Raw genomic sequence first — 15,838 nt, forward strand, 5'->3', positions numbered from 1 at the left:
CTTCTCGGCGGCGGGGGCCGGCTCGGGCTCGGCGGGGGCCGGGGCCTCCTCCTCGCTGTCGGAGTCGACCGACGGGGTCGCCACGTCGGTGGGCTCGGTCTCCGCGGCCTCGACCTCCGGAGCCTCCTCCGCGGCCGGGGCCTCGGGCTCGGCGGGCGCGGCCGACGCGGAACCGTCGCCGATCCGGACCAGCTCGGCGCCGACCTCGACGGTCTCGTCCTCCTGGACGAGGATCTCCTCGATGACACCGGCGACGGGCGACGGGATCTCGGTGTCGACCTTGTCGGTCGAGACCTCGAGCAGGGGCTCGTCGACCTCGACGCGATCCCCGACGTTCTTCAGCCAGCGGGTGACCGTTCCTTCCGTGACACTCTCTCCGAGTGCCGGGAGGCTGACGGATTCGCTCATGATCCTGTCTCCTTAAGACGTGTGCGTACAGTGTTCAGCTTAGTGATGCGGGAGCGGCGGGTCGCCGCCCCGCGGTGGTGCTAGAGGGCGTGCAGGGGCTTCCCGGCCAGGGCGAGGTGCGCCTCGCCGAGCGCCTCGTTCTGGGTCGGATGCGCGTGCACGAAGGGCGCGACGTCCTCCGGGTGCGCCTCCCAGTTCACGATGAGCTGGGCCTCGCCGATCAGCTCGCCGACCCGGGCGCCGACCATGTGCACGCCGACGACCGGCCCGTCGACGACGCGGACGACCTTCACCGATCCGCTGGTGCCCAGGATCGTGCTGCGCGCGTTGCCGCCGAGTCCGTAGTCGTACGCGGCGACGCGCTCGGCGCCGTACTCCGCGACGGCGGCCGCCTCGGTCAGCCCGATGGAGGCCACCTCGGGATCGCTGTAGGTCACCTTCGGCACGTTCAGGTCGCTCACGACCTGCGGGGCGAGACCGGCGATCTCCTCCGCGACGAAGATCCCCTGCTGGAAGCTGCGGTGCGCGAGCTGCAGGCCGGGGACGATGTCGCCGACCGCGTAGACGCCCGGGACCGAGGTCCGCAGGCGCTCGTCCGTGACGACGAACCCGCGATCGAGCGCGACTCCGGCCTCCTCGAGACCGATGCCGGCCGTGACCGGGCCACGGCCGACGGCGACGAGCAGGAGCTCGCCCTCGACGACGGTGCCGTTCTCGAGCGCGACGCTCACTCCAGTGCCGGACTGCGAGACGGAGGAGACGCGCGAGCCGAGCTGGAACGCGATGCCGCGCTTGCGGAACGCGCGCTCGAGCTGCCTGCTCGCGCTCTCGTCCTCGTTCGGGACGAGGTGGGGGAGCGCCTCCACGATCGTGACCTCGGCGCCGAAGGAGCGCCAGACGCTCGCGAACTCGACGCCGATCACTCCGCCGCCCAGCACGACGACGCGGGCCGGCACGTGGTCGAGCTCGAGCGCCTCGTCGCTGGTGAGGATCCGGCCGCCGATCGTGATGCCCGGGAGCGTCCGAGACGCGGAGCCCGTGGCGACGACGATCGAGGCTCCGTGGAGGACGTGCTCGCCCACCGTCACGGTGCTCGGGCCGGTCAGACGGCCGTCGCCCTCGACGACGGTGATGCCGCGCGAGGAGACGAGGCTCTGCAGTCCCTTGTACTTGCCGGCGACGACGCCGCGGCGGTACGCCGTCACCTGCTCGACGTCGATGCCGTCGAAGCTCGCACGGACGCCGTACTTCTGCGCGTCCTTGGCGCCGTCCGCCAGCTCCGCGGCGTGCAGGAGGGCCTTGGTGGGGACGCAGCCGCGGTGGAGGCAGGTGCCGCCGAGCTTGTCGCGCTCGACGAGAGCGACGTTCATCCCCAGCTGAGTGGCCCGCAGCGCTGCGGCGTATCCGCCGCTGCCCCCGCCGAGCACGACCAGGTCGTAGCTCTCTTCCGACACCCGGTGACTCCCTTGCGACGTGCGGTCCCCGGTCGCTCCGTACCGGTCGCGGCGCGGAGCGCAGCGCGGGAGGAGGAGGGGACGAGGCGGGATCTCCCGCCCCGTCGACCCTACTACGCGCTCGCGAAGCCCTCGGCCAGCGCCACGAGCGCCCGCACGGAGACCCCGGTCGGCCCGGCGCCCGTGAAGCCGTAGGCGCTGCCCGAGTTGTTCGCCGGACCGGCGATGTCGAGGTGGGCCCAGGGGATCGTGGTCGCGTCCTCGCCCTCGCCGCGGATGCCGACGAACTCCCGGAGGAAGTGGCCGGCGATGAGCATGCCCCCCGCGGTGCTGCCGATCTTGACGTTGGCGAGGTCGGCGACGTCGGAGTTGAGCAGCGGCCGCAGCTCCGGCGGGAAGGGCATCTGCCAGAACGGCTCGCCCGCGGCGGTGGCCGTGCCGATCACGCGCGCGACCAGATCGTCGTCGCCCATGACGCCGGTGTACCGGTTCCCGAGGGCGACCATCGCCGCTCCCGTGAGGGTGGCGACGTCAATGATCGCGTCGGGCTGCTCCTCGCTCGCGGCGACGATGCCGTCGGCGAGCACGAGGCGTCCCTCCGCGTCGGTGTTGAGGACCTCGACGGTCGTGCCGCCGCGGATGGTCAGCACGTCGTTCGGGCGGATCGCGCTGCCCGAGGGCAGGTTCTCGGCGATGCAGAGCCAGGCCGTCACCCGCACGGGCAGGGCCAGCTCGGCGACGGCCCGGGCGACGGCCCAGACGGTCGCCGCTCCGGTCATGTCGTACTTCATCCCGACCATCGACGCCGGGGGCTTCAGCGAGAGTCCGCCGCTGTCGAACGTGATGCCCTTGCCCACGAGCGCGAGGTGGGCGGTGGCCCCCTCGGGCGAGTAGGCGACCTTGACCAGGCGCGGGGGCCGGGTCGATCCGCTGCCGACCCCGAGGATCCCGCCGAAGCCGTCCTCGGCCAGGGCCGCCTCGTCCCAGACGGTCACCTCGAGGGGCAGGCCGGCCGCTCCCTCCTGCACCGCCTCGGCGAGGGTCTGCGGGTAGAGGTGCGACGGAGGGGTGTTGACGAGGTCCTTGACGGTGGCGACCGCGCGGCCCAGCACGAGGGCGCGCTCGAGGAGCGCCGGGTCGGGCGCGGACTCGGTCGTGACCAGCACCACGGACTCGACCGGGGTCTTCACGGTCTCCGCCGTCGTGCCGCGGAAGGCGGAGAAGGAGTAGGCGCCGAGCGCGGCTCCCTCGGCGACGGCGGAGAGGGCCTCCGGCGTGCGCGCGGGGAGGGCGAGAGCGACGGAGGCCGTGCCCGCCAGCGTGCGCACGGCGAGGCCGGCGGCGGCGCGCAGCACGGCGGGGGACGGGTCGTCCGAGCCGAGGCCGACCAGCACGAGGACGCCGGCGGGACCGGTCGACGGGATCCGGAGGACCGACTCGGCGGACCCGGTCGCACCCAGCGCCGGGAGGGCTCCGACCACGTCCTCGAAGCCGTCCGCGCCGACGATCCGGGGGCCGTCCGGGCCCGGAGCGATGCCCAGGACGAGGGCGTCGGTGTCGACGTCGGAGGCGGGCGCGGTCGTGTACTCGAGAGAGGAGAGGGGCATGGCGGCCATGCTAGGCCGTGTTCCCGAGCACTGTTCGCTCAGGGCTCAGCGCCGCTCGCCGGGGGCTGCTGGGCGCCGTCTACAGTGGAAGGCATGCTGGATCCGGAAGACCTGTTCGAGATCGAGGGCGACCTCGCCGACGTGCCGCGCGGGCTCCACCTCGTCGCCGGACTGACCGGCTTCACCGATGCCGGAGGCGCCGTCGGGCAGCTGAACGAGTACCTCCTCGACACGCTCCAGCACCGGGTGGTCGTCGCGTTCGACCAGGACCAGCTCCTCGACTACCGCGCTCGCCGCCCCATCATCACCTTCGATCAGGACCACCTGACGGACTACCGTCCGGCGACGCTGCGCCTCTCCCTCGCGCACGACGAGCTGCACCAGCCGTTCCTCCTCCTCACCGGATTCGAGCCCGACTTCCAGTGGGAGCGGTTCACCCGCGCCGTCGTCGGACTCATCGACCGCCTCGAGGTCGCCGGGACGACGTGGGTGCACGCGATCCCGATGCCCGTGCCGCACACGCGGCCGGTCGGCGTGACCGTGAGCGGCAACCGCGAGGACCTCATCGAGTCGATGTCGGTCTGGCGCCCGCACACGCAGATCCCCTCGAACGTGCTGCACCTGCTCGAGTACCGCCTCTACGAGCTCGGCCTCCCCGCCGCGGGCTTCGCGCTGCTCATCCCGCACTACCTCTCGGACACCGAGTACCCGCAGGCGGCCGTCGCCGCGCTCGAGAGCATCTCGGCGTCGACCGGCCTGATCTTCCCGACCGACCGGCTGCGCGAGAGCGGCCGCGAGTTCCTGTCGAAGGTCGACGAGCAGGTGGGCGGGAACGACGAGCTGCAGAAGCTGGTCGCAGCGCTGGAGTCCCGTCACGACACCTACATGGAGGGCACGAGCCTCCGCTCGCCGCTGACGGACGAGGACGGCGCGGTCCCGAGCGCCGACGCCCTGGCCGCCGAGCTCGAGAAGTTCCTGGCCATCCGCCGCCCGGGCGACGAGGCCGCGGGCGCCTAGCCCCGCCCCCGGTGGGGGTGCGCGGGCTTGATAGGCTCGGGCGAGTGCGATCTCGTCGAGCGTGGTTCGTCTTCGGAGCCGGTGCCTTCGCCTACCTGGTGGCGGTCCTCGACCGCACCACTCTGGGCGTCGCAGGGGTCGACGCGGCTGAGCGCTTCGACATCACCGCTGCGGTGCTGTCCTCGCTCGCCGTCGTCCAGCTGATCGTCTACGCGGCGATGCAGATCCCCGTCGGCATCCTGATCGACCGGTACGGGCCCCGGACGCTCATCCTCTCCGGCACGGCGCTGATGATGGTCGGCCAGGTGGTGCTGGCACTCGCTCCGTCGATCGGAGTCGCGATCCTCGGCCGGATCCTGGTCGGCGCGGGCGACGCCGCGATCTTCACGTCGGTGATCCGCCTGACCGTCGCCTGGTTCAGCGGACCGATCGTCCCTCAGCTGTCGCAGTGGATCGGGAACATCGGCCAGGTCGGCCAGATCCTCTCCGCCCTCCCGTTCGCCGCGGTGCTGCACACGGCGGGATGGACCCCCGCGTTCCTCTCGGCCGCGGGCCTGGGGGCGGTCGCGTTCCTCGGCGTGCTCCTGCTCGTCAGCGATCTGCCGCCGCGGACCGAGCCGATCGTGCTGACTCCGCCGACTCTGCGGGCGACGATCGCGCAGCTCGGAGTGAGCCTGCGGCGACCGGGGACGCAGCTCGGCTTCTGGTCGCACTTCGTGACGCAGTCCTCCGGCACGGTCTTCACGCTCCTCTGGGGCTACCCCTTCCTCGTCTACGCTATCGGCCTGCCGCCCGCTGCCGCGGCGCCGACGCTGACCATCGTGGTGGTCGCCGGCATCGTGGTGGGGCCGATCCTGGGCGTGCTCACGGCGCGTCATCCGATGCGCCGGAGCAATCTGGTGCTGGCGATCGTCTCGACCATGGGGCTCGCCTGGACCGTCGTGCTGCTGTGGCCGGGAGTGCCGCCGTACTGGCTCGTCGTGCTCCTGCTGATCGTGATCGGAGCCGGCGGTCCCGGCTCGATGATCGGCTTCGACTTCGCCCGCACCTTCAACCCGACGCGCAGCCTCGGGGCCGCGAACGGCGTCGTGAACGTGGGCGGGTTCCTCGCGAGCTTCACGATGATGTTCGCCATCGGGCTCATCCTGGACGCGCTCGCCGGGCCCGGAGGGGACGCCGCGTCGCTGTACTCCATGGAGAGCTTCCGTCTCGCGTGGTGCGTGCAGTACGTCGTCGTCGGGCTCGGAGTGGTCGGCCTGATCAGCGCCCGCCGGCGCACCCGGCGGCGTCTGGCCGAGGACGAGGGAATAACAGTGGCCCCTCTGTGGGTTGCATTGAACGACCGTCTGCGCCGAGGACGATCCGGTCGCTGACGAAGCGCGCCGGCCACGCCCCCGGCGGGGATCGCGGGTCGGCGGGATCGGCGCCGGTGGCTCGCGGCCGATCGATCCGGGCCTTCCACGGTTCCGCGCGCGACTGCACTACTCAGGCGTGCAATAATTGTCAATAGGACCCGTTCGGGTCGAGGAGCACCAGGCCCACGTCGGGCGTGCGACGTCCTCGACTTGACATGGGTCCTCGTAATGCCCACCGACGGACGGCGCTCTCCGGAGCCGCCCGCGACCGGGACGCAACGGATGGAGAGGTGCCGCCATGGCCACCAGAGCTACCAAGACCGCAACGCTCGACGCCGTCGACGACGACGTGACGACGACCAAGAAGCCCGCGGCGCGCAAGCCCGCCGCGGCGAAGGCCCCGCGCAAGACCGCGGCGACGAAGGCCGCAGCCCCCGCTGAGGACGAGGAGGCGACCGACGCCGTCGAGCCCGAGGAGGCCGATGACGACGACACCGAGGTGGTCGTCGTCGAGGACACCGAGACCGAGGTCAAGGACGACGCCGAGACCCCCGAGGCTCCCGTCGCGCCCGTCGCCGCTCCGGAGGCGCCGCTGCCCAGCGGCGCCTGGTGCTCTCGTTCGGCGGCGACGACGACGAGGTCCCCGTCTACTCGACGGCGATCACCGGAGCCACCGCCGACCCGGTCAAGGACTACCTGAAGCAGATCGGCAAGGTCGCGCTCCTGAACGCGGCCGAGGAGGTCGAGCTCGCCATGCGCATCGAGGCGGGTCTCTTCGCCGAGGACAAGCTGGCGAACTCGACCGATCTCAGCCCGGAGCTCGTCCGCGAGCTGCGCTGGGTCGCGAAGGACGGGCAGCGGGCGAAGAGCCACCTGCTCGGAGCGAACCTCCGCCTGGTGGTCAGCCTCGCGAAGCGCTACACCGGCCGCGGCATGCAGTTCCTGGACCTGATCCAGGAGGGCAACCTCGGTCTGATCCGCGCCGTCGAGAAGTTCGACTACACCAAGGGCTTCAAGTTCTCGACCTACGCGACGTGGTGGATCCGCCAGGCGATCACCCGTGCGATGGCGGACCAGGCCCGCACCATCCGCATCCCGGTGCACATGGTCGAAGTCATCAACAAGCTGGCCCGCGTCCAGCGTCAGATGCTCCAGGACCTGGGCCGCGAGCCCACGCCCGAGGAGCTGTCGCGCGAGCTCGACATGACCCCCGAGAAGGTCATCGAGGTGCAGAAGTACGGCCGCGAGCCGATCTCGCTGCACACGCCCCTGGGTGAGGACGGCGACAGCGAGTTCGGCGACCTCATCGAGGACACCGAGGCCGTCGTCCCCGCCGACGCCGTGGGCTTCACGATGCTGCAGAAGCAGCTCGAGTCGCTCCTGGACTCCCTGTCCGAGCGCGAGGCGGGCGTGATCCGCATGCGCTTCGGCCTCGGCGACGGGATGCCCAAGACCCTCGACCAGATCGGCGACACGTTCGGCGTGACGCGCGAGCGCATCCGCCAGATCGAGTCCAAGACGATGGCGAAGCTCCGCCACCCGTCCCGGTCGCAGTCGCTCCGCGACTACCTCGAGTAGACCGGTGATCCGCTACGCGCCGGCGGTCCTCCTCGGGAGGGCCGCCCGGTTCGCGGCGCGCGTCCGGAAGCCCGGTGGAGGCTCCGCCGTGCCCGGTCTCGTCGTGAACCGCGTCGCGCCCGGCTTCCTGCCCGCGGTCCTCGACGGGTTCCCGGAGGGGCTCGTCGTGGTCAGCGGCTCCGCCGGCAAGTCCACCACGACCAAGATGCTGGTCGCCGTTCTGCGCGCCCACGGGCTGCGCGTCTTCACGAACCCCTCGACCGCGAACATCGCGCAGGGGCTCACCTCCGCTCTGCTCGAGCGGACGGACCTGCGCGGCAGGATCGACGCGGACATCGCCGTCCTCGAGATGGACGAGGGCCACGGCGCCCGGCTCGCTCCGCGCATGCGTCCCCGCGTCGTCGCCCTCACGAACGTCGTCGTCGATCAGATCGACCGCTTCTTCGACCCGTCGATGGTCGCCCGGATGCTCGGCACGATCTCGGAGCGCGCCACCGGCCACGTGATCCTCAACGCCGACGACCGGCACGTCGCGGCCGTCGCCGCGACCCTGCCGGACGAGCGCGTGCGCTGGTACGGCGTCTCCGCCGAGGTCCGCGGCGACGCGCCCGGCGGGCTGGGGTACGCCGCCGAGGCCGAGACCGGCACGGACCGCGCCACGACCGTGGTCGCGGACGCGAGCGGAGCGGCCGCCTCGATCGACAGCGACGGAGAGCGGCTCGACGTCCGGCTCCCGGCACGCGGAGTGCACTACGCCGTCGACGCCGCGGCCGCCGTCTCCGCCGCCCGCGCGGTGCTCGGAGAGCGCTTCGTCGCGGCCACCGCGGCCACCGCGCTGTCCTCGATCGACCCCGTCTTCGGACGGGGCGAGGTCGTCGTCGTGCAGGGGCAGGAGGTGGAGTTCGTCCTGGTGCAGAACCCGGCGAGCTACCGACTGAACATCGCCGAGATCCCGCAGGGGACCGAGCAGATCATGCTCGCGGTCGGCTCGGACGTGCGCGATCCGTCCTACTTCTGGCCGGTGGACACCTCCGGTCTCGGGCGCGTCAGCGTGGTCTCGGGCTCGAAGGCCCACGAGGCGGCTCTCCACCTGCAGTACGACGGCGTCGTGATCGACTCCGTCGACGACGACCTCGGGCGCGCGCTCGACCGCTTCCTCGCGCTGCCCGCCCCCTCCGCCGGCCGGAAGACGATCGTGTTCTCGGCCGACTCGATGAGGCGCACGCGAGCGCATCTCCAGCTCACCTCCAACCGCGAGGAGACCTCGTGACCGTCCTGCGGATCGGCGTGCTCGCCCCCGACGTCCTCGACAGCAACGGAGACGCCGCCAACGCGCGCGTGCTCGTCGCCCGCGCCCGCTGGGCGGGTTTCGAGGCCGAGCTCGTCGGCCTGCACCACCGCGACGACTTCCGCGAGCGGCCGGACGTCCTCGTCGCCGGCACCGGCGCGGACCAGGACCTCCCGGGAGTGCTCGACGTCCTGCGCGACGTCGACGCCAGCGTCCGCGGCTGGGCCGACTCCGGGACCGAGTTCGTCGCCGTCGGCGCGGGCTGGGAGCTCCTGGCCGAGTCGTTCAGCACCTCGGCGGGCGTCGTGCGAGGGCTCGGGGTCTTCCCCGGTCGGAGCGTCCCCGCCGCGGATCGGGTGACCGACGACGTCGTCCTCGACTCCGCCTCCGGCGTGCTCGTCGGCTTTGAGAACCACGTCCGGCGCTTCGAGGGCATCGATCCGGGCTCGGTGCTCGGACGCGTGCTGCACGGAGTGGGCGATGGGAACGGAGTCGAGGGGTACCTCGCAGGATCGCTGCTCGGCACCCACCTGCACGGCCCGCTGCTCGCGAAGAACCCGGTCCTCGCGGACGCGATCCTCCGGCGGGTGGCCGGGCGGCACGGCCTCGACTACCAGGCGACCGACGCGCGACTGCTCCAGGCAGACGAAACAGCACGAGCCGCCCGCGAGGTCATCGCGAAGCGGCTCGGTGTCGGACGGTAGGACGCGCTCAGCGCCCTGACGGCCGATCGGGGGCGGATGCCCGGACGATCAGGGGCGCTGCTCCTCGAAGAGCCGCGCGGACTCGTCGTGCCAGCTCTGAGCGATGCTGGAGAGCTTCTCCTGGTACTTCTTGCCGTGGTGCGCGCAGAACAGCAGTTCTCCGTTGTTCACGACGACGCGGATGTACGCCTGCGCGCCGCAACTGTCGCAGCGGTCGGCGGCGGAGAGCTGGTGGGCACCCGCGAGCTCGTCCACGCCATTAGGGGTTGCTGTGGTCGACATGACTTGGCCTCCTGCACTCGGTCTTCGATCTCTGCTTGATGGAACCCATCCAAGCACGCGATTGTTTCCGCGCAGAGACGATCGAGCGGCATTTCGCTCTGCGCGTAGGGGCGCCGGAGCACTGGCGCTCGGCCCCTCCCGGTGCCGCGTCGCAGCGGGCCGGGGCGACCCGGCGAAAGTAAACTGGACGAATGGCCTCCACCGACTACTCCGCCCGCCACCTCTCCGTCCTGGAGGGCCTCGAGGCGGTCCGGAAGCGGCCGGGCATGTACATCGGCTCCACCGATTCGCGCGGCCTGATGCACTGCCTCTGGGAGATCATCGACAACTCCGTCGACGAGGCGCTGGGCGGGCACGGCAGCGAGATCAGCGTCGTGCTGCACGCCGACGACAGCGTCGAGGTGCGCGACCGCGCCCGGGGCATCCCCGTCGACATCGAGCCCAAGACGGGGCTGTCCGGCGTCGAGGTCGTGTTCACCAAGCTCCACGCGGGCGGTAAGTTCGGCTCCGGCTCGTACGCCGCCTCCGGCGGGCTCCACGGTGTCGGAGCGTCCGTCGTGAACGCGCTGTCCGAGCGCCTCGACGTCGAGGTCGACCGCAACGGCCGCACCTACCGCATGTCCTTCCACCGCGGCGAGCCCGGTCGCTTCGCCGATGCGGGGGAGCCGACTCCCGACGCTCCCTTCACGCCCTTCGAGAACGGCTCGGAGCTGACCGTCGTCGGCAAGGTGGCCAAGGGGGTCACCGGCACGCGCGTGCGCTACTGGGCCGATCGGCAGATCTTCACCAAGGGCGCCGCGTTCCAGACGGAGGACCTCGTCACGCGGGCGCGGCAGACCGCGTTCCTGGTGCCGGGTCTCACGATCGACATCGTCGACGACCGCGCCGAGGAGCGGCGCGCCGAGATGTTCCGGTACGACGGCGGCATCTCGGAGTTCGTCGAGTTCCTCGCACCCGACTCCGCCGTGACCGACGTGCTCCGGCTCACCGGGACCGGCACGTTCACCGAGAGCGTCCCCGTGCTCACCCCGGGCGGCGCGATGGTCTCGACCGAGGTCGAGCGCACCTGCGAGGTCGACATCGCCCTGCGCTGGGGCACGGGGTACGAGACGGTGATGCGCAGCTTCGTCAACATCATCGCGACGCCCAAGGGCGGGACCCATCAGACCGGCTTCGAGCAGGGTCTGCTCAAGCTGCTCCGCTCGCAGGTCGAGGCGAACGCCCGCAGGCTCAAGGCGGGCTCGGACAAGGTCGAGAAGGACGACGTCCTCGCCGGGATGACCGCGGTCCTGACCGTGCGCCTGCCCGAGCCGCAGTTCGAGGGGCAGACGAAGGAGATCCTCGGCACGCCCGCGGTGCGCGCCATCGTCGCCCAGACCGTTGGATCGACGCTGGGCGCGGTGTTCTCGTCGTCCAAGCGCGAGGACAAGACGCAGATGTCCCAGCTGCTCGAGAAGGTCGTCGCCGAGATGAAGTCGCGCATCTCGGCCCGCGCGCACAAGGAGACGCAGCGGCGCAAGAACGCGCTGGAGTCCTCCTCGCTGCCCGCGAAGCTCGTCGACTGCCGCAGCAACGACGTCGAGAACAGCGAGCTGTTCATCGTCGAGGGCGACTCCGCCCTGGGCACGGCCAAGCTGGCCCGCAACAGCGAGTACCAGGCGCTGCTGCCCATCCGCGGCAAGATCCTCAACGTGCAGAAGGCCAGCGTCGCCGACATGCTCTCGAACACCGAGTGCGCGTCGATGATCCAGGTGATCGGGGCCGGCTCGGGCCGCTCGTTCGACCTCTCGGTCGCTCGCTACGGGAAGATCATCCTGATGAGCGACGCCGACGTCGACGGCGCCCACATCCGGACCCTGCTGCTGACGCTCTTCTTCCGCTACATGCGGCCGCTCGTGGAGGCGGGGCGGGTCTTCGCCGCCGTGCCCCCGCTGCACCGGGTGGTCGTCATGAACTCGGGCAAGAAGCCGAACGAGACGATCTACACCTACTCCGAGAAGGAGCTGCAGGGCGTCCTGGCCGCCCTCGCGAAGGCCGGCCGCCGCTTCCAGGACCCCATCCAGCGCTACAAGGGCCTCGGCGAGATGGATGCGGACCAGCTCGCGACCACGACCATGGACCGGGCGCGCCGGACGCTGCGTCGCGTCCGCGTCTCGGACGCCGAGAACGCGGGCCGCGTGTTCGAGCTGCTGATGGGCAACGAGGTCGCGCCGCGGAAGGACTTCATCGTCCGCGGGTCCGAGACGCTCTCGCGCGACCGCATCGACGTCTGAGCGGCGGTGCGGGCGCCGCGCTCCAGGAGGGCGGCGCCCGCGTCGGGAACGGCGCGGCTCAGAGCAGCTCGGGCGCCGCGCCGATCGTCGCGATCGGAGCGGAGACGGGGACTCCCGAGCCGTCGCGCTTCATCCCCGTCTCGGGGAGGGCGGCGACCGAGCCGTCGGCCTCGAGGGCGTGGGCGGGACCCGGGCCGACCCAGGCGACTCCGAGGGCCGTCTCGCCCTTGAGGAAGCGCTGCGCACGGACGCCTCCGGTGGCACGTCCCTTCGACGGGAACTCCGAGAACGGCGAGACCTTGGCGCTGCCGGCGTCCGTGCCGGTCAGCGCCCAGCTGTCGACGGCGACGGTCGCGACGACGGCCTCCTCGCGGTCGTCCGCCGCGACCACGGAGAAGTGCACCACCTCGTCCGTCTCGCCGAGCTTCACGCCGGCCATCCCCGCGGCGGTCCGCCCCTGCGGTCGCACCGCGGAGGCGGAGAAGCGGAGCAGCTGGGCCTCGCCGGTGACGAAGACGAGCTCGTCGTCGTCCGCCGCGGGCGCCGCCCCGACCACCGCGTCCTTCGGGCGGAGCGCGATGAGCTCGACGTCGGGCCGGTTCTGCAGCTCCGCGACCGACACTCGCTTGACGACGCCCTGGAGCGTGCCGAGGGCGATCGGCCGGGTCTCCTCCAGCGCGACGAGCGCGAGGACGCGCTCGTTCTTGGCCAGCCCGGTCAGGTAGTCGGCCATGCGGACGCCGGCTCCGAGCTGCACGGAGGACGACGGGACGGACGGGACGTCGACGGGGGAGAAGCGCAGGAGGCGACCGGCGGTCGTGACCGCGCCGATCTCGCTCCGGCTGGTCGTGTCGAGGGTGCTGAGCACGGCGTCGTGCTTGCTGCGGCGCGTGGCGCGCACGGGCTGCGCAGCCGCCTCCGGGTCGCGGTCGACGCGGACCATGCGACCGGTGGTGCTGAGGTGGACGCGGCACGGGACGTCGGCGATCTCGAGCACGGCCGCGGTCTTGCGGCCGGTCGTGGCCACGGACGGCCGCGCCTCGGTCAGGAGGGTGCGGCGCGGAGTGCCGAGCCGCTGCGCGACGTCGTCGAGCTCGTCCGAGACGAGCGCCTCGATCCGGGCGCGGCTGCCGAGGAGCTCCTCGAGCTCGGCGATCTCGGCGAGCAGAGTGTCGCGCTCGGTCTCGAGCTCGATGCGGGAGAACTTCGTCAGACGGCGCAGCTGGAGCTCGAGGATGTAGTCGGCCTGGATCGTGCTGAGGTCGAACACCTCGATCAGGCGGGCGCGCGCGGCCGCGGTGTCGTCGCTGCCGCGGATGAGCTGGATGACCTCGTCGATGTCGAGGATCGCGACGAGGAGGCCCTCCACGAGGTGCAGCCGCTCCTGCCGCTTCCTGAGGCGGTACCGCGAGCGGCGCGTCACAACCGTGACCCGGTGGCCCACGTAAACCTGCAGGAGCTCCTTGAGCCCGAGGGTGCGGGGCTGGCCGTCGACGAGCGCGACGTTGTTGATCGCGAACGCGTCCTCCAGCGGCGTGTAGCGGTAGAGCTGCTCGAGGACCGCCTCCGGGCTGAATCCGGTCTTGATCCCGATGACGAGACGGAGCCCGTTGTCGCGGTCGGTGAGGTCGGTGACGTCGGCGATGCCGCTCAGCTTCTTGTTCTGGACGCCGTCCTTGATCTTGTCGATGACCTTCTCGGCACCGACGAGGTAGGGGAGCTCCGTCACGACGAGCCCGGACTTGCGGGCCGTGATGCTCTCGACCGAGACGCGGGCGCGGGTCTTGAAGCTGCCCCGTCCGGTGGCGTAGGCGTCCCGCACGCCGGCGAGTCCGACGATGGTCCCTCCGCTCGGGAAGTCGGGACCGGGCACGAAGGACATCAGGTCCTCGAGCGAGGCGTCGGGGTGCGCGATCAGGTGCCGCGCCGCTCCGATGACCTCGACGAGGTTGTGCGGAGCCATGTTCGTGGCCATGCCCACAGCGATGCCGCTCGCACCGTTGACCAGGAGGTTCGGGAACGCGAGGGGAGGACCTCGGGCTGCTGGTGCGAGTTGTCGTAGTTGGGGACGAAGTCGACGACGTCCTCGCCGAGGTGCTCCGTCATCGCCATCGCGGCGGGGGCGAGGCGCGCCTCGGTGTAGCGGGCGGCCGCCGGGCCGTCGTCGAGGGAGCCGAAGTTGCCGTGCCCGTCGACGAGGGGGACCCGGAGGGTGAACGGCTGCGCGAGGCGCACGAGGGAGTCGTAGATCGAGGCGTCGCCGTGGGGGTGCAGCTTGCCCATGACCTCGCCGGTCACCCGGGCCGACTTCACGTGCCCGTGATCGGGACGCAGGCCCATCTCGCTCATCATGTAGAGGATCCGGCGCTGCACCGGCTTCAGGCCGTCGCGCGCGTCCGGGAGTGCCCGCGAGTAGATGACGGAGTAGGCGTACTCGAGGAACGACCCCTCCATCTCGGTGGAGACGTCGACGTCCTCGATGCGCTCGACCAGCGAGGAGTGCGCGGGCTGGGAGGGGGTTGCGGCGTTCATGACTCACTTCGACGGCGGACGCGGGGCGCGGCGCCGGAGCGGCACCTCTCGCGCTCCGAGGGCGGTGCGCCCACCTCCGCGGACGAGCGGACGGGGCGACGACCGGGACCACGGCGACGTGAGGCGATCCCCGGTGACGCCGACCCGCACGGACCTCGGCCCCGCGGGGCTCGCCGCGCGCGAGGAGCACTGTGCGAAACTGAGCGCGATGACCCACATGCTACCCGCCGCCCCCCTCGGGCGGCGGAGCCTCGCCGACGTCCTCCCCGGTGCCCTCGACGCGGTGCTCGGCGTGCCGGGCGTGTTCGGCGGTCCGAAGGTCGACCGCGTGGTCGTCGTCCTGGTGGACGGGCTGGGGGCGTCGAGCCTCAAGCAGCGTGCGGGGCACGCCCGCACCCTCGCGCCCGCGCTGACGCGCGCGACGACCATCCCCTCCGGGTTCCCGACGACCACCGCCGCGGCACTCGCCAGTCTCACGACGGGGTCGCGCCCCGGCGAGCACGGGATGGTGGGCTACCGGGTGCTCGACCGCTCGGCCGACCGCCTCGTCAACCAGCTCTCGGGATGGGACGCAGGCATGGTCCCGGAGCTGTGGCAGCCGCATCCGACGGTCTTCGAGCGGGCGACCGCGCAGGGCGTCGCCGCGAGCGTGATCGGCCCGTCGCGGTACGCCGGATCGGGACTGACCCGCGCGATCCTCCGCGGAGCCGAGTACCGGTCCGCCGGGAGCATCGCCGAGCGCTTCTCCGCCGCGCGCCAGGTGCTCGACGGCGGCGGGCGCCGCCTCGTCTACCTGTACGTCCCGGAGCTCGACATGACCGCGCACGCCCGGGGCTGGGAGTCGCCGGAGTGGACCGCCGCGCTCGAGCTCCTCGACGGCGAGGTCTCGTCGTTCGTCCGCGGTCTCGGGCCGCGCGAGGCCGCGCTGGTCACGGCCGACCACGGCGTGCTCGACGTCCCGGCCTCCTCGCACGTGCTCGTCGAGGGGCGGCTCCTCGAGGGAGTGCGGCACCTGGCGGGCGAGCCCCGCTGCCTCCAGCTGCACCTGGAGGCCGACGCGGACCTCGGAGCGGTGCTCGAGCGCTGGCGCGAGGCCGAGGGCGGCAGGGCGTGGATCGCCTCGCGAGACGAGGTCGCCGCCAGCGGCTGGTTCGGCGAGGTCGGCCCCACCGCCGCGGGGCGGATGGGGGACGTGTTCGTCGCGGCGAGGAAGGCGATCGCCTACTACGACGCCGCGGACGCCTCCGGTCGCTCGATGATCGGCCAGCACGGCTCGCTGACCCCCGAGGAGACCCAGGTCCCGCTCATCGGGTACGGAGCCCTCGCGGGAGCCTGAGCGG

10 protein-coding genes and 2 pseudogenes are annotated in these 15,838 nt (G+C 71.9%); 7 read left to right on the top strand and 5 right to left on the bottom strand.

Translation table 11 applies throughout. The features are described 5' to 3' along the window. The 3 genes from B0T42_RS13400 to B0T42_RS13410 all read right to left on the bottom strand — a co-directional run. The coding region (locus tag B0T42_RS13400; RefSeq protein ID WP_342418252.1) for a biotin/lipoyl-containing protein at positions 1-408 on the bottom strand (408 nt) is incomplete at its 3' end. Positions 409-488: 80 nt separating this feature from the next. After that, positions 489-1,862: a dihydrolipoyl dehydrogenase gene (gene lpdA, locus B0T42_RS13405; protein WP_077223570.1), complete on the bottom strand. Its 1,374-nt coding sequence runs from the start codon at positions 1,860-1,862 to the stop codon at positions 489-491. 113 nt (positions 1,863-1,975) lie between these two features. Beyond that, the gene (locus B0T42_RS13410) at positions 1,976-3,469 is read right to left on the bottom strand and encodes a leucyl aminopeptidase (protein ID WP_077223590.1); all 1,494 of its coding nucleotides are present in this window, start codon (positions 3,467-3,469) and stop codon (positions 1,976-1,978) included. Between the two features lie 93 nt (positions 3,470-3,562). Here B0T42_RS13410 and B0T42_RS13415 point away from each other — a divergent pair, with 93 nt between their 5' ends. From B0T42_RS13415 to B0T42_RS13435, 5 genes and pseudogenes are all read left to right on the top strand, one after another. Then, positions 3,563-4,486, top strand: a complete 924-nt coding sequence (locus B0T42_RS13415; protein WP_077223571.1) for a proteasome assembly chaperone family protein — start codon at positions 3,563-3,565, stop codon at positions 4,484-4,486. Positions 4,487-4,530: 44 nt separating this feature from the next. Then, positions 4,531-5,859, top strand: a complete 1,329-nt coding sequence (locus B0T42_RS13420) for an MFS transporter (protein WP_077223572.1) — start codon at positions 4,531-4,533, stop codon at positions 5,857-5,859. A 280-nt stretch (positions 5,860-6,139) separates the two neighbouring features. Continuing rightward, a pseudogene (locus B0T42_RS13425) lies at positions 6,140-7,419 on the top strand (RNA polymerase sigma factor). Positions 7,420-7,423: 4 nt separating this feature from the next. Beyond that, the gene (locus B0T42_RS13430) at positions 7,424-8,689 is read left to right on the top strand and encodes a Mur ligase family protein (RefSeq protein WP_077223573.1); all 1,266 of its coding nucleotides are present in this window, start codon (positions 7,424-7,426) and stop codon (positions 8,687-8,689) included. Then, a complete protein-coding gene (locus B0T42_RS13435) occupies positions 8,686-9,411 on the top strand; it encodes a type 1 glutamine amidotransferase (RefSeq protein WP_158078134.1) in 726 nt (241 codons plus the stop codon). The genes B0T42_RS13430 and B0T42_RS13435 overlap by 4 nt, the downstream gene beginning before the upstream one ends. Before the next feature lie 48 nt (positions 9,412-9,459). Here the strand turns inward: B0T42_RS13435 and B0T42_RS13440 are convergent, their stop codons facing one another. After that, on the bottom strand, positions 9,460-9,693 hold the full coding sequence (locus B0T42_RS13440; RefSeq protein WP_055792284.1) for a DUF7455 domain-containing protein: 234 nt from the start codon (positions 9,691-9,693) through the stop codon (positions 9,460-9,462). A 191-nt stretch (positions 9,694-9,884) separates the two neighbouring features. Between B0T42_RS13440 and B0T42_RS13445 the strand changes: the two genes are divergently transcribed. Further along, a complete protein-coding gene (locus tag B0T42_RS13445; protein WP_077223575.1) occupies positions 9,885-11,966 on the top strand; it encodes a DNA gyrase/topoisomerase IV subunit B in 2,082 nt (693 codons plus the stop codon). A gap of 58 nt (positions 11,967-12,024) precedes the next feature. On the opposite strand, the pseudogene B0T42_RS13450 reads toward B0T42_RS13445, so the two are convergent. Next, positions 12,025-14,498, bottom strand: a pseudogene (locus tag B0T42_RS13450) (DNA gyrase/topoisomerase IV subunit A). A gap of 208 nt (positions 14,499-14,706) precedes the next feature. Here B0T42_RS13450 and B0T42_RS13455 point away from each other — a divergent pair. Then, the gene (locus B0T42_RS13455; RefSeq protein WP_173892334.1) at positions 14,707-15,834 is read left to right on the top strand and encodes an alkaline phosphatase family protein; all 1,128 of its coding nucleotides are present in this window, start codon (positions 14,707-14,709) and stop codon (positions 15,832-15,834) included. Positions 15,835-15,838 lie beyond the last annotated feature (4 nt).

This window comes from Rathayibacter rhapontici (assembly GCF_001995175.1).
In the GTDB taxonomy this organism is placed as follows: domain Bacteria; phylum Actinomycetota; class Actinomycetes; order Actinomycetales; family Microbacteriaceae; genus Rathayibacter.

Excerpts from the sequence above, each read along its gene's own strand:
- B0T42_RS13410 (WP_077223590.1), bottom strand. The coding sequence starts at position 3,469 with ATGCCCCTCTCCTCTCTCGAGTACACGACCGCGCCCGCCTCCGACGTC.
- B0T42_RS13415 (WP_077223571.1), top strand. The coding sequence starts at position 3,563 with ATGCTGGATCCGGAAGACCTGTTCGAGATCGAGGGCGACCTCGCCGAC.
- B0T42_RS13440 (WP_055792284.1), bottom strand. The coding sequence starts at position 9,693 with ATGTCGACCACAGCAACCCCTAATGGCGTGGACGAGCTCGCGGGTGCC.
- B0T42_RS13445 (WP_077223575.1), top strand. The coding sequence starts at position 9,885 with ATGGCCTCCACCGACTACTCCGCCCGCCACCTCTCCGTCCTGGAGGGC.
- B0T42_RS13455 (WP_173892334.1), top strand. The coding sequence starts at position 14,707 with ATGACCCACATGCTACCCGCCGCCCCCCTCGGGCGGCGGAGCCTCGCC.